Origin of the sequence: Rhodoblastus sp. (genome assembly GCF_052145335.1) — a bacterium.
In the GTDB taxonomy this organism is placed as follows: Bacteria; Pseudomonadota; Alphaproteobacteria; order Rhizobiales; family Beijerinckiaceae; genus Rhodoblastus.
The window spans coordinates 1-14596 of sequence record NZ_JBKQOU010000367.1; the positions used below are offsets into that span (position 1 = coordinate 1).

At 62.0% G+C, this 14596-nt stretch carries 10 protein-coding genes; 6 read left to right on the forward strand and 4 right to left on the reverse strand.

What is annotated here, in order from left to right; translation table 11 throughout:
* Positions 1-194: 194 nt before the first annotated feature.
* On the reverse strand, positions 195-2444 hold the full coding sequence (locus tag ACLP2E_RS21805; RefSeq protein WP_442467111.1) for a glycosyltransferase family 4 protein: 2250 nt from the start codon (positions 2442-2444) through the stop codon (positions 195-197).
* A 229-nt stretch (positions 2445-2673) separates the two neighbouring features.
* Between ACLP2E_RS21805 and ACLP2E_RS21810 the strand changes: the two genes are divergently transcribed.
* The 3 genes from ACLP2E_RS21810 (at position 2674) to ppa (ending at position 6035) form a co-directional block, all read left to right on the forward strand.
* The gene (locus tag ACLP2E_RS21810) at positions 2674-4779 is read left to right on the forward strand and encodes a glycosyltransferase (protein ID WP_442463064.1); all 2106 of its coding nucleotides are present in this window, start codon (positions 2674-2676) and stop codon (positions 4777-4779) included.
* A 104-nt stretch (positions 4780-4883) separates the two neighbouring features.
* Complete coding sequence (locus ACLP2E_RS21815; RefSeq protein WP_442463065.1) at positions 4884-5399, forward strand: GNAT family N-acetyltransferase; 516 nt, start codon at positions 4884-4886, stop codon at positions 5397-5399.
* Positions 5400-5498: 99 nt separating this feature from the next.
* The gene (ppa, locus tag ACLP2E_RS21820) at positions 5499-6035 is read left to right on the forward strand and encodes an inorganic diphosphatase (protein WP_442467105.1); all 537 of its coding nucleotides are present in this window, start codon (positions 5499-5501) and stop codon (positions 6033-6035) included.
* A 50-nt stretch (positions 6036-6085) separates the two neighbouring features.
* Here the strand turns inward: ppa and glk are convergent, their stop codons facing one another.
* The 3 genes from glk to ACLP2E_RS21835 are packed head-to-tail and all read right to left on the reverse strand — an operon-like array spanning position 6086 to position 8121.
* Positions 6086-7099, reverse strand: coding sequence for a glucokinase (gene glk, locus ACLP2E_RS21825; RefSeq protein WP_442467106.1), 1014 nt, complete (start codon positions 7097-7099; stop codon positions 6086-6088).
* Positions 7096-7770 carry an MBL fold metallo-hydrolase gene (locus tag ACLP2E_RS21830; RefSeq protein ID WP_442467112.1) on the reverse strand — a complete coding sequence of 225 codons (675 nt, stop codon included), beginning with the start codon at positions 7768-7770 and terminating at the stop codon, positions 7096-7098. Before ACLP2E_RS21830 ends, glk begins: the two co-directional genes overlap by 4 nt.
* A gap of 24 nt (positions 7771-7794) precedes the next feature.
* Positions 7795-8121, reverse strand: a complete 327-nt coding sequence (locus tag ACLP2E_RS21835; RefSeq protein WP_442467107.1) for a hypothetical protein — start codon at positions 8119-8121, stop codon at positions 7795-7797.
* A gap of 124 nt (positions 8122-8245) precedes the next feature.
* Here ACLP2E_RS21835 and ACLP2E_RS21840 point away from each other — a divergent pair, with 124 nt between their 5' ends.
* From ACLP2E_RS21840 to ACLP2E_RS21850, 3 genes are all read left to right on the forward strand, one after another.
* The gene (locus ACLP2E_RS21840) at positions 8246-9976 is read left to right on the forward strand and encodes a SulP family inorganic anion transporter (protein ID WP_442467108.1); all 1731 of its coding nucleotides are present in this window, start codon (positions 8246-8248) and stop codon (positions 9974-9976) included.
* Positions 9977-10401: 425 nt separating this feature from the next.
* Complete coding sequence (locus tag ACLP2E_RS21845) at positions 10402-12231, forward strand: hypothetical protein (protein WP_442467109.1); 1830 nt, start codon at positions 10402-10404, stop codon at positions 12229-12231.
* 382 nt (positions 12232-12613) lie between these two features.
* A complete protein-coding gene (locus ACLP2E_RS21850; protein ID WP_442467110.1) occupies positions 12614-14353 on the forward strand; it encodes a porin in 1740 nt (579 codons plus the stop codon).
* Positions 14354-14596: the final 243 nt, after the last annotated feature.

The following is a 14596-nucleotide window of genomic DNA, read 5'->3' on the forward strand; positions in this document are numbered from 1 at the left end:
GGATCGAAGAGCCGGCGCCCGGCAGCTCGCTCTACCATATCACCTGCGCGCTGGCTGAACTCTGCGACACCGCCGCGGCTGATTAGAGCGTTTTCAAGCGAAGTGGATACCGGTTCGCATGAAGAAAACGCGTAAAAACAAAAAACTAGAGCCCCGATCCGATTCAATCGGATCGGGGCTCTAGAACGCCGGCGTCAACGGCGGCCCAACCGACCGATCAGCGCCTGTTTCAATCGCAGTTTCCAGCGCGCCCGCTGGGTCAGAACAATCGAGAAACTTCGCAGGCCCATGCCCAATACGCGGTCGTCGGGGCTGAAGCCGCAATCTTTCGGGCAATGCTCCGAAGCGACGCGGAATTCGAAGTTTGCGTCTTCGCTTCCCTGTTTCATCGCCTCGTCGACCCGGACGTAGGCGGCGCGGTCGCGGGTGGACAGATTTTCGCGCGTCAGCCTGCGGCCATCGCAAAAGAGCGCGACATTGGTCGCATATTTCGCGTCGATGAAACGAATTTCGATTTCGATCGCATCGCGCAGCCAGGAGCGGGGAAAACTGAGCGAAGCTGTCTCGCCGTCGGTCCAGCGCCCCCAGCGTTCGCCGTTGTGCCAAAAGGGGCGCAGGAAAGGCGCCGCCGCGGCGCCTTTCTCGAAACCAAGACGCATCACACCCTTGCGAACCTCGGCAGGCTTCGATGCAACGGATTCAGGCTTCGAAAACTCCTCGACCAGATTTTTGCGCGCGACTGAGTTTTCGCGCCGGGCTATTTCCATCGCCGCAGCGTAGCTTCCGGCATATTGCAGAATTTTTAGCGCCCGCAGCGCGTTTTCGCCGCGCTCATGCAACTTGTCCGGATCGTCGAGCAAGGCAATCAAATCCTGCGCCATCGCCTTGGCGTCGTCACAGACGGACACCGTAGCGGCGACGCTGGCGGGCAGGCCTCGAAACGCCTGCGAGGTCGCCACCAGAGCCTGGCCAGCGGCAAGGGCGGAAAGGGTCTTCACCGATATTCCGGTGCCGCCGCGGTCGGGACAGACCGCCACGCGCGACATGGCCCGTGTTTCATCGAGGTCCTGGACGAATCCCAGCCACTTCACGTTCGGCAATTTCTTCGCCCACAAGGGTTCGAGCGCCCGCCGGACCTGGCCGACCACGCAGATTCGCGAGGTCTTGAGCCTCTCGCTCTTGCTCACCACTTCTTCGAGAAACCACGCCACGGAGTTGACGTTGAAATAATGCTGGTCGGCGACCAGCATGATGTCCCATTGCGCGGCCCGGCCCGGATCGCTCCAGGGTCGGACGTAAGGTTGGGGGAAAACCATCAGACAATGGGCGTTGTGCCGGCGGACCCGCTTTTCCTCGTCATGAGACACCGTCGTGCAAACGTCGGCGGCCTGCCAAAGCCGGGTTTCAAGCGCTGCATGCCGGCGCAGGGCGCCGCAATCGGGGAAGGCTTTTTTATTGCCGGCGCCTCGGGCGCGCTCGACGGCGTTGCGCGTCAGATAATCGTGGGTGTCCAGAACGAGACGGGCCTGCGGACAGACTCTCGCGGCGAACCCGACATTGACCGCGTGATTGACGATCGCCGCTTCGGCGCGCTGGGCGAGTTGCGCGGCGACCGGATCGACGATATCCGAGCGGGTTCGGGTCGCAACTGAATGGTGAAATCCTGCGAATTCGTCGCCAACGGCTTGGCCGCCGGCGTCGCTCGCGCTGGCCAGGCTTTCGAGATGCGGCGCGGAATCGATCGAGTTTTCCGGAACGAGCTGCGAGAAAAGCCGCCGCGCCGTGGGACCGAAACGCCGTTCGTGATCGATATAGACGCGCAGCACGAACAGGCCAGCGTCGATCAAAGTGTCGAGTTCGTTGGCGAAGGCCGTCGAACTTCCGCATCGCCCCCACATTGGCTGGATATGCACGCCGACGCCCTGCTCCGCCGAGGCTGTGGAGACGGCGCCGGGCAAGGCGAGCAATTTATCATAACCGAGTCGTTCGGCCTCGGCCGGCGCGACGACCGTCAAACGCTCGGCGGTTAGCGCGGTGGCGGCATCGCCATCGGCGACAAAAACCACCGAAGCTAAGGGCCAAGAAGTGGCGATGCGCCGCCCCAGCCCGGGAACCAGCGCCGCGCCTCGCTCGCCGGAAGCTATGAACACCACCGAGGGAAGGTCCAGGCGCGGCTCGCGCGCCAGCAATTGCAAGGCTCGGAGCCGGAACAGGGTTTCGACCCCGGCAAGCGTGAAATCGCGTGAAACGACGCCTTCGCGATTTTTCAGGGCTTGCAGAACCGCGCGGTCGGTCTCCCATCCGGCTGTAGATGCGCGGTCTTGCGGCCAGACAAAACGTCGCCGCGAAAGCTTTTGTTCGGATAATGGCGGGATAGCCGCTTCATTCCCGTCCAATATGACGATGTTTGTTTGGGACGCGCCGTGTTGCGTGACATCGTGCATCTGGATCACCGCGAAATCTTCCGCCGAACAAGCAGAATAGTTGGGCCCGACGGCAAGAGCAGCTTTGGGCGCCCTGGACCATCATTGAATCGCAAACGCAAGTTTTTAGACCGGCCGCCTTCGGCCCGTCAAAACGCCTGCAACCCGCTTTTTTTCGTGCATCTTTCCGCCCGAAATGGCAAGGAGCGAGCACGGCGACGTTGGATCGCTCGGCACAGGGACGGGTCAGTTGCGAGTCCAGATACCCTTTTTCAAACGGCTCAAGCGCGAAATTCGCGCCGCTTTAGGGATCAAGAAAAAACGCAAATATCCTGCTCTGCCTGCGATCCAGCCTTTTTCACTCAAGAGGCTGGCGCCCGAGGATATTTTCATCGAGACGCAGACGGAGCGCCCGAAGATCAGCGTGCTGATGGCCGATGATGGCGAAATACTGCCGACCCTCAATGCTCTGGCTTCGATAGCCGAACATCCGCCGCGAGGCTCCATCGAAATCCTGATCGCGACGGGGGATTCCAGCGGGCCACGCTTTGCAACCCTTGGCCGGGTCAAGGGCGTCAAATTGATCGAGACCGCCGGCGATCCGGGGATGGCCGCCCAGCTGAACGCCCTAGCCGGAGGCGCCGCCGGCGACATGCTTTGCATCCTGCGCAATGGCGCGGCGCCATTAAGTGGCGCCATCGACGCCATGGTCGATCTCGCGGAAAAAACGCCGGAGGCCGGCCTGATCGGCGCGCATCCCCTCAACCCCGAGGCCACTCAGCAGAACGCCGGCGCGATCCTGTGGAGCGACGCCTCGTTCTCGCCGCTCGGACCGAACGACGACCCGATGAAGCCGGAATATCAATATGTCCGCGACGCCGACATTTTTCCTGGCGCCTGTCTCCTCGTTCCGCGCTCCTTGTGGCGGGAATTCGCCGGTTTCGACGAAAATTTCGCCCACGCCCCTTATGCCGAACTCGATTTCGCCTTGCGCCTGCGCGCCGTCGGCAAAAGGAACCTGTTCCAGCCAGACGCCTGTTTTTTCCATTTCGCGAAGACGGGTGACGAAAGCGCCACCGGCCAAAGCGACAGCGTGGCGATTTTCGCTTCCCGCTGGGGCGAATTTCTGAGGAAAGATGGCTTGCCGCGACAGGCAGACGTCGCGCGCGTCCGAGATGGGGCTCGCGAGCGCAAGGTGCTCCTCGTCATCGACCAGACCCCGCCCGAGCCGGACAAAGATGCTGGCTCGCGAACGATGATCGAGTTCATCCGCAGTTTCCAGTCATTGGGCTGGATCGTGAAATTCTGGCCGCAGAACCTCAACTATAGTGCGAATTACATGAAGCCTCTGCAGCAGATGGGCGTCGAAATCGTCTACGGTCCCTATGAAACCGAACTGGCGGAATGGCTGGACAGCAACGGCGGTGAAATCGACGCGGCCTTGCTCTGTCGCCCGACGGTCACGCCGGCTTTTCTCGGCGATATCCGCAGCAAAACCAGCGCGCCGGCGCTCTATTACGGCCATGATCTGCATTTCGCGCGCTATCGGCTCGAAGCGGAAGTGACGGGCAAGGCTTCTTCGCTCGCCATGGCGGAAGCTTTGGAGAAAAACGAAGCTGAAATCTGGCGCAACGTCGATTTCGTGCTCTATCCGACCCAGGACGAAGTGGATGCCGTCCTTGAGCGCGAACCAGGCGTCGCTGCCGGGGCCGTACCCGCTTATTGTTTCGAAGATCTGGAGCAACGCCAGGCCGCGCCGCCTGGAAAATCGATCCTGTTCGTCGGGGGGTTTGGCCATTCGCCCAATATCGACGCGGCGGTCTGGTTCGTGAAGAAAATTTTCCCCCTCATCCGTCGCGCCCATCCGGACTCGCGCTTGTCGCTGGTGGGTTCGCAGCCCAAGCCAGAGGTTTTGCAACTCGCCGGCGACGGCGTGAAAGTCGTTGGATGGGTTTCGGAGGAGGAACTGAAGGCATGCTATGCGGCCGCCCGCGTGGCGGTCGTGCCCTTGCGCTTCGGCGCCGGAATCAAACTGAAGACCGTTGAGGCTCTCGCCGCTGGCGCGCCCTTGGCCACGACCGCGGTCGGCGCACAGGGATTGCAGGGACTGGCGGGAATCTGCTCCGTTGAGGACGATCCCGAGAAATTCGCCGCCGCCGTCATCCGCCTGCTGGCGGCAAGCGACAGCGAATGGCTCGCGGCGTCGCGGCGCCAAATCGATTATCTCGGCGCGCGTTTCCATCGCCGACGCCAGATCGAAGCCTTGCGGGCGGCGCTGGAGACCGCCGAAAAGGTTTACCGGTCGCGGCCGGTCCGCGCCTTCAACGGAAAATTCGTGGAACTGCCCGGGATTTGAAGCCAAAAAGCGACAGTCCGAGCATCACGCGCCACGGCTCGCTGTTAACAAGATTTAAGATAAGTTTTCTTGCGGGAAATGGGTCTTGGACTTAACATCCTTCCATGACCCAGGCGCTGATCACCATAAGACGCGCATTGCCGGGGGATGCGGAGCAAATCGCCGCTGTCCATGACAGCGCTTGGCGCGAAGCCTATCGCGGTCTCATTCCGGGTCGGGAGCTGGAGCGGCTGATCGCGCGGCGCGGGCCCGACTGGTGGCGGCGCGCTGTCGCTCAAGGCAGTCGCCTGCTGGTTTTCTCCCTGCACGGGACGATTGGCGGCTACGTCACCTATGGCCGCAACCGTGCGCCATCCATGCATTTCGACGGGGAAATCTTCGAACTTTATCTCTCCCCTGAATATCAGGGCATGGGTTTCGGGGCGCGGCTGTTCAAGGCCGCCCGTCATGATCTCGCCGCCAACGGCCTGGATTCCATGCTGGTCTGGACGCTCAGCGACAATGACCGAGCCCTGGCCTTTTACCGCCGCATGGGCGGCGAGCAGGTCCGGCGCGCCAGCGAGCATTTCGGCGCCGAGAAACTCGGACGCCTCGCCTTTGGTTTCCCGGCCGCCGAATAGTTTTCCCGAAATTAAATCAAATATGGTCGGAAAGTTCGGGTTGCGTTTTGCCGTGGGCGCTGACAAATGGGCGCGGAACGTCAACCATCGGAGAGCGCAATGCGTCTTGACGCCATTCAAATCGGTAGAAATCCCCCGGAAGATGTGAACGTCGTCATCGAGGTTCCAATTGGCGGCGAGCCGATCAAATACGAGATGGACAAAGCGGCGGGAACGCTGTTCGTCGATCGCTTCCTCTATACGCCGATGCGCTATCCGGGCAATTACGGCTTCATTCCGCACACGCTGTCGGAAGACGGCGATCCCTGCGACGTGCTGGTCTGCAATACGCGCCCGCTGGTCGCCGGCTCCTACATCAACGCGCGCCCGATCGGCGTGCTGAAAATGACCGACGAGGGCGGCGGCGACGAAAAGATCATCGCCGTTCCGAGCTCCAAGCTCACCAAGCGTTACGATAACGTGAAATGCTACACCGACCTGCCGGAGATCACCTGGAAGCAGATCGAGCATTTCTTCTGCCACTACAAGGATCTCGAACCCGGCAAATGGGTCAAGTTCGCCGGCTGGGGCGACGCCTCCGAAGCCCAGCGCCTGATCCTGGAGTCGATCGAGCGCGCCAAGATCGAGAAGAAGTAAATCTTCCCGAATGTTTTGATGGAAAAGCGCGGTCGAAAGCCGCGCTTTTTTTATGTTTTTCGCGCGGCAAAGGCGGCGGCGGCGCCGAAGAGGCCCGGCTGCTCATGGGCGATCAGCCAGACCGGCAGATCCGCCATCATTTCCGCGTAGCGACCTTTGGCGGTCAGCCTTTGCGCAAAGCCGGGCGCCCTTAGGAAAGAAGTTATGCGCGGCGACAGGCCGCCGGCCAGCACGATCGCGCTGGCGCCATGGATCAGCGCCACATCGCCGGCGACGGCGCCGAGCAAAAGGCAGAACCGCTCCAGCGCGGCGCGCGCCAGCGGATCGGCACCGGAAATAGCTGCCTCCCATAGCTCGGGATCGCCGGCGTAACCGGGCGTTTTTTTCACGCCGGGCAGGGCGGCGTGGATTTGCGCCAGCCCCGGTCCCGAAATCACCCGCTCGATCGACACCCGCACATATTTTTGGCGCAGCCTGTGCAACAGCTGGTCCTCGAACCCGTCATGCGGGGCGAAATCGATATGTCCTCCCTCGGTTTCGACGACGAGATGGCCGTCGCGGTCGAGCAGCAACAGAGCAATTCCAAGTCCGGTGCCGGGTCCGACGATCGAGACCGCTCCCGGCCGTGGCAGCGGGCGGCGCGGCCCGGCGATATGGATCAGATCCTCCTGCCGAGCCTGCGCGACGGTATGGGCGACGGCGCCGAAATCATTGATCAGAACCAGTTCTTCGACGCCGATCTCGACGGGTAGCGCGGCGGGACGAAAAACCCAGGGGTTATTGGTGAATTTCAGCACTTCGCCCCGCACCGGGCAGGCGACGGCGAAGGAGGCGCGAGGCGGCGGCTCACGTCCAAGCCTGGCGGCGAAGGCCCGCCAGGCCGCGGCCAGGCTGGGATATTCCGCGACATGCAAGGTCACCGCCTCGCCGACCGCCGTAACGCGGCCGCCCGCGACTGTCGCCAAAGCGAAACGCGCATGGGTGCCGCCAATATCGGCCACGATGATTTCCTGCCCGATCTCTTGGCCGACCCCTTGACCGATGGTCTCGCGTGCTTCGGTCACGGCGCGGCCTCCCAAAATCGTTCATTCGCCGCGAGATCGTAGCGCCGGACCGATCCGGGCGGAAGCGCGACAAAAAGCTCGTGCGGGATGGCGGCGCGCTCCAGCGCCAGGGCCAGTCGCTTCGGCGGCTCTTCGCGCTTTTCATCGGTCAGGCGGAAGACCCCCCAATGATGGGCGAATGCCGACCTCGCTCCCAGATCCTGGAAAATCCGCACGGCTTCTTCCGGGCAGACATGATGGCGGCGCATGAACCAGCTGGGATCGTAGGCGCCGATCGGCAGCAGGGCCAAGGCGATGTCCGGGCTTTTCATGGCGGCCTCGCGAAAAATGGCGCCGTCGCGATAGGCAGTGTCGCCGATGAAGTAAATCGTTCCCGCCGGCGTGCCTATGGCGAAAGAAGCCCACAAGGCCATGCGGCGGTCGAACATCCCGCGCGCCGACCAATGATAGGCCGGGTCGAGCCGCACCGCGACTTCCGACGACAAGGCGACGGTTTCGCCCCAATCCCGCGCCTCCGGGCGCAAGGACCCGTCGGCGGCGCGCAGAATCGCGTCATTGCCCAGCGGCACGATGATTTTCGGCGCGCATTCACGGGCGATGCGCGACAGGAAGCTCAGGTCCATATGGTCATAATGATTGTGGGTGACCAGAACCGCATCTATGGGCGGCAGGTCTTCGAAGGCGACGCCCGCCGGCTACTGCCTTTTCGGTCCGGGGAAAGCGTCCGGGCTGGCGCGCTCCGACCATACCGGATCGACCAGGATGTTCAGGCCGAAACATTGCAGCAGGAAGGAGGCGTGGCCGATATAGGACAGCCGCAGGCTGGCGCCCGCGACGCGTTCGGGCGGGCGGTCGGGCGGGGGCCTGTCGATCCTGGCGGGCCAAGGCGCCCTGTAGCGCTCCTCGAAACGCCAGCGCAACACGTCAGCCAGGCCGTTTTCGCGCTCAACCGGCGTATTGAAAAAGCGCAGGCCATCGAAATGATCGCTGCGGGGTCCGCGATAATAAGGGTTTTTGCGCATCGGCGCCCTTTGGTTAAATAGCTTGATACATATAAGCCTGCCTGGCGGGCGAAAAAGCCGCCACGAATTGCTCTGTTTCCTCCGCGACAGCGATAGGCGAGTATGGCGCAGGGAGTGAAACGAGATGAACCAGACCGCGAAACCATCCTGGCCGGTTTTTCGTTCGCTGCAAGGGGCGGCGGCCAATTGGCGAATCGATCTCGTCGCCGGGCTCACTTTGGCGGCGATCGCCACGCCCGAGCAAATGGCCACCGCCCGGCTTGGCGGCTTCGAACCCCATATCGGCTTTTTTGTTTTCGTCGCCGGCGCGCTCGGCTTCGCCTTGCTCGGCGCCAATCGCTTTCTCTCCTCTGGCGCCGATTCCACCATCACTCCGATTTTCGCCGGCTCGCTGACGTTGATCGCCGCGGCCGGCACGCCGCATTACGCCACCCTCTCGGCTCTGCTTGCGTTGATGGTCGGCGCGATGATGCTCGGCGCCGGCTTTTTTCGCGCCGGGTGGGTCGCCAATCTTCTCTCCATCCCGGTGCTCACCGGCTTTCTCGCCGGCATCGCGGTGCATATCGCGCTGTCGCAGGCGCCGTCGTTTCTCGGCCTGCCCGGCGGTTCGGGGACATTTTTCGATCGCGTCAAGCAACTCGCCCAGCATTTCGGCGAGATCAACCCGGTGGCGCTGGGGCTGGGCCTAGGCTGTCTCGCCATCGTCATCGTCGCGGAACGGCTGAGCCCGCGTATTCCCGGCGCGCTGATCGCCTTGATCGGCGCGACTTTGGCGGTCCTGGCGCTGGGCCTTGAAGGCAAGGGCCTGCCGGTGATCGGCGCTTTTTCGGTCGAGCCGCCGCATCCCTCGGCTCCGATCGTCAGTCTTAACGATTTCGTCAAGGTTCTGGGTCTGGCGACGCTCATCACTTTGATCGTGATGGTGCAGAGCGCCGCGACGTCGCGGTCGTTCCCCGGCCTGCCCGGCGAGCCGCCCGACATCGACCGCGATTTTCTGGGCCTGGGCGCCGGCAGCATCCTGGCCGGCCTGTTCGGAGGCTTTCCGGTCAACGCCAGCCCGCCGCGCACCGCGATCGTCGCGGAAAACGGCGGCCGTTCGCAACTCGCCAGCCTCGCCGCCGCCGCCCTGGTCCTGGTCGCCGCTTTCGGCGAGCCATTTTTGCGCCATACTCCGGAGGCGGCGCTGGCGGCGATCCTGTTCTTTATCGCCGGCCGCATTTTTCGCGTAGCCGACATGCGCGACATTCTTGCCCGTTCGAAGCAGGAATTCCTGCTGGTGGTCGTGACGATTTTCGCCGTGGTGCTGCTGCCGGTGCAGAGCGGCGTCGCCCTGGCGATCATGCTGTCGCTGATCCACGGCTTCTGGACCACGACCCAGACCGATCTGCAGCAATTCGTGCGCCTGCCCGGCGAAACGGTGTGGTGGACGCAACACCCGACCAAGGCCCGCGAAACTCTCGAAGGGGTGAAAGTGGTCGGCTTCCAGGCGCCTCTGTCCTTCCTCAACGCTGAAAAATTCGGGCGTGAAATGCTGGAAGCGGTGGAAACGCCGGGCCTGAAACTGATCGTGCTGGAGGCGAGCAGCATCGCCGACATCGATTATACGGCGGCCAAGGCATTCGGGTCGGTGATCCGCGCCTGTCATGACAGGAACGTGGATTTCGCCATCGCGCGGCTGGAATCTTTGCGCGCCAGGGCCGCCTTGAACGCTTACGGCCTGCTCGACGCTCTGGCTCCTCCCGGTGGGAAGGGCAAGGATCGCCTGTTCCACAGCGTCGATGAGGCGACTCGGGCGCTGGCGCCGCACGCAAAAGTCATCGGTATCCCGGCGGAAGACCGCAAGTCCGCCGGCTGATCCCTTCCGCGCCAACCCGGATACTTTCTGCAACGAGGTCCTATGCATGTCCTCCGCGTCTCGACAAAAGTCGATAATCTATCACGCAAGCTATTCTTATCGTTTGTGACAAATTGACAAACATCAACTCTACCGCAGCGCAGCAACGTCATTGGAGCGTCATAAACCCACGATCCGCTCCATTTGGCGTCGGGCTGTTATTGCAAGAAAGCCACACTCGGGATTCTTTCGCCGCAAAGCAGCCATTTTTGGCTCTGACTCAATTGCCAAGGCGCAGCGCCCCCTCTAATCCAAAGATAGTCGCTCCAAACGTTCGTTGGAGCGCGAAAAGGTTTTCTGAGGAGCTGCGGCGCCGCCGTGGTTTTGGGGGCTTGAGCGGTTGGCGACGTCACGCGACGCCAGCCTGCAATCTAGGAGATGGGGTAATGAAGAGCAAGTTTATGGCGGCCGCCGCCGTTGCGGCGATCCTGACCGCCTCGGGCGTCGCCCACGCGGAAACCAACGACATCGCCGCGCTCAAGGCGCAGTCGCAGGCGCTGAAGAAGCAGAACGCGGCTCTCGAAGCGCGCCTGAACAAGCTTGAAAAGCAGCAGGCCGCTCAGCAGCAGGTGCAGCAGAAGCAGGCGGCTCAGATCGCCGCCACTCCGGCGCCGCGTAGCTTTATGGCGGCCGACCTCCCCTATATCAAGGGGCCGTTGCCGTGCGAACTGCCGACCCTGGACGGCCCGCTGACCCTCTGCGGCATCACCGCGTTCGGCACCATCGACGCCGGCCTTGGCTACGACTCCCACGGCCTGCCCAACAACGGCAAGGCCTACCTCGCCCAACAGCTCATCAACGGAAAAGCCACGCATTCCTATTTTGGCGTCGCGCAGAACGGCCTGTCGGTTTCGGTCCTCGGCCTCAAGGGCTCGACGGAAATCCTGCCTGGTTGGTCCGGCGTGTTCTGGGCTTCGACCAACATCAACCCGCAGTCGGGCCAGCTCGCCGATGCACCGGGGTCTCTCGCCAGCAACAACGGCCTTAACCGCAACAACTATTCGAACTCCTTCGACGGTTCGCGCGGAGGCCAGGCCTTCAACGATCAGCTCTTCGTCGGTGTCGCCTCGCCCACCTACGGCCAGTTGACCTTCGGTCGCCATGTCGCCCTGGCGGGCGATGTGATCGGCGCTTACGATCCGGCGAAATCGAACGCCTTCTCGCTGATCGGTTATTCCGGCAGCTACGGCGCCGGCCTTGGCAATACCGAAAACGTCCGCTGGGACGACTCGTTCAAATACCGCGTCGAATATGGTCCGGTGCACTTCGGCGCCATGTATAAATTCGCCGACGGCGACAGCGGCAGCAACATCGGCACTGCTGGCCAGGTCTGCACGGGCACGAACCTGCCTGTCGAGGGCTGCGCCAAGCCGAGCCTTGGCGGATCACATAATTATTCGACGCAGAACGACGCCGGGCAGATCAACCTCGGCGGCAGCTACGCCGGCTTCGATATGGACGGCGTTCTCGGCTATTTCCACCAGTCCACCGCCATGGGCTCTAGCGGTCTCAGCTCCGCTCAGCTTGGCGGCATCAGCACCTTCACCAGCAACAACTTCGTTGGCAACGTGGCGCAGTCGACCGTTTCTTACGGCAACAACAACGCCAACACCTTGGCCGCGACGGTTTCGGACACCACGGGCGGCATCCTCGCCGCGAAATATACCTGGAACCAGTTCAAGTTCTTCGCCGGCTGGTCGCACTTGATCTTCCACAACCCCGAAAACAACGTCGGCATCGGCGCCCAGAACGAACAGGGCGGCTATATCATGAGCACGGTCAACAACGCCGGCTATCCGCACGCCAGGCTGCTGGATACCGAATGGGTCGGCTTCCGTTATGCTTACGATCCCAAGACCGAATTCGCGTTCGCCTATTATCATGCCGAACAGAATGGCTATGGCTTTGCGGCCAACACCCCCGGCGTTTCGAACACCGCTTCGAACAGCCTGGCGACTTGCGGCTTGCCCGCCTATATCTCAAACGTGAACGGCGCTACCATCAACGGCGTCAAGTTCGCCTATCAGTCTGCCCCGCGCAGCAGCACTTGCTCCGGCACGCTCCAGGCCGGTTCCGGCTTCGTGGACTACCACTTCACCAAGCGGTTCGATGTCTACGCCGGCGTGATGTACTCGGTCCTCGGCGGCGGCCTGCAGTCCGCCGCGTTCAGCGCGTCGAACTGGGCCCCGACGATTGGCGCCCGCTTCACCTTCTGATCGCTTTCCTCGGAAAGCCTTCAGAGCCAGCACGGCCTGAAATCAAGTCCCGCGAGCCTCAAGCTCGCGGGATTTTTTTGCGCTTAGAGCCGCTCGTTGTTGCCGTCGCGGCCATGAGGCGACGCCGCAGATTTGGCATGTGGTAATTCGGTTACATAGATAAACTTATTCAAAACCAAGCGCCGCCTCCAGGTCAAAAATGCTCACAAAATAGCCAAAAAACGCTCTTTTTGCCGCAAAATCGCCTTCTGCCGGCAATTGCGCCAAAACTATGGACTTCCCGGTAATCCAAATCGTCGTTAGCAAGGACTACACGAAGCTTAATGGCGCGTCGCTTACGGTATTGGTTTTACCTGAAGCGGCGGAGGCACCGGAGAAGATGATGAAGAAGCAACTTATGGCGACCGCCGCCGCGCTCGCGATCCTGACCGCCACGGCCGCCCGCGCCGACGAGATCAGCGACCTCAAGGCGCAGTCCGCGGCGCTGAAGAGGCAGAATCAAGCCCTCGAGCAGCGCCTAAACAAGCTTGAAAAGCAGGAGGCCGCTCAGCAGCAGACGCAGCAGAAGCAAGCGGCTCAGCTCGCCGCCGCTCCGGCGCCGACCAGCTTCATGGCGGCCGACCTCTCCAGCCTCAAGGGTCCGTTGCCGTCGTGCGCCCTGCCGTCCCTGGACGGCCCGCTGACTTTCTGCGGCATTACTGTATTCGGCACGGTCGACGCCGGCCTTGGCTGGGTCAGCCACGGTCTGCCGGAAAACGGCCAGAACTACGAAGGCCAGTCGCTGATCAACAAATTCACCAATCACGCCCACTTCGGCATCGCCCAGAACAGCCTGTCGCAGACGACGTTGGGCGTGAAAGGCGAGGAAGAACTCCTTCCCGGCCTGTCCGGCGTGTTCCTGGCCTCCACCGGCATAAATCCGCAGTCGGGCCAGCTAGCCAACATGCCGGGGACGTTGGTCTCCAACCAGGGTCTCAATAGGGCCAATTATTCCTTTTCGGGCGACGGCGGGCGCGGCGGCCAGCCCTTCAATGATCAGCTCTATGTCGGTCTCGCCTCGCCCGATTACGGCCAGCTGACCTTCGGTCGCCACCGGACCTTCACCACCGACTTGATCGGCCTCTACGACCCGGCCGGCGGCGCCTATGCCTTCTCGCCGATCGGCTTCAACGGTCAGTTGCTCGCCGGTCTCGGCGCCACCGAGGACGCCCGCTGGGACGATTCGTTCAAATATCGCGTGGCCTATGGCCCGGTTCACGCCGGCGCCATGTACAAGTTCGCTGACGGCACGGGCGGTTGCAATTACACCGGCACACTGACGGCGCCGAAAGGCACTACGCAGCAGTGCTTCGCGTCGAACAACGACGCCGCTCAGTTTGACTTGGGCGGCAGCTATGGCGGCCTCGACGTCGACGTCGCGGGCGGCTACTTCCATCAGGCCACGATCATGGCCGGCGGCAACGCTCCGTTGAGCGCGGCGCAGCTCACCGCCAGTACGTTCACCCCCAATGCGGGCGCCGTCGTCACCTCGACCGGCAACAACGTCAACACTCTGAATGGCATCATTACCGACACCGCGGGCGTGGCGGCCGGGGCGAAATATACCTGGAACCAGTTCAAGTTCTTTGTCGGCTACGACTACGAAAACTTGAACAATCCGCATGACAATCTCGGCATCGGGGCCACCAATGATCAGGGCGGCTATCTCCTCAGTCAGGCCAATAATCATTTCTATGCGCATGCCAGGATTCTGCAGACGGTCTGGACGGGCGTGAAATACGCCTATGATCCCAAGACCGACATCACCCTGGCTTACTATCATACCAGCCAGAACCGATACGGCGATGCCGGCCAGAGCGCGACCTGCTCCGCGATTCATCAAAATCTTGAGGCCGCGCAATGCTCCGGCACACTGGACGTCGTCTCGCTCTATGCTGACTATCACTTCACTAAGCGGTTCGACGTTTACGCTGGCATGGAAGTTTCCAATGTCGAAGGCGGTCTCGCGGGCGGCACCCTGCCGCTGGGCTCGAAGGTCGGGACGCCCGTCTCGGCGGCCAATTACGGAAATAACTATTATACCAACTGGGCTCCGACCATCGGCGCCCGCTTCACCTTCTGATCGCTTTCCTCGAAAACGATCCGGTCCGAAAAAAATCCCGCGCGCTTCGGCTCGCGGGATTTTTTGCGCTTGGCGTCTTTCGACGGCGCGCCCACTGAGGCAGAATTGCAACAGAAAGAGCAGAAAGCGCGAAAGGCAGAATTAAGGCAGGACACTTAGTTGACAATTTTTATCGATTTTATAAAAGCACTTTGTTCATTGGAAGGGCTGAAGAATGAAAAACCGCCTGTTGGCCTGCACGGC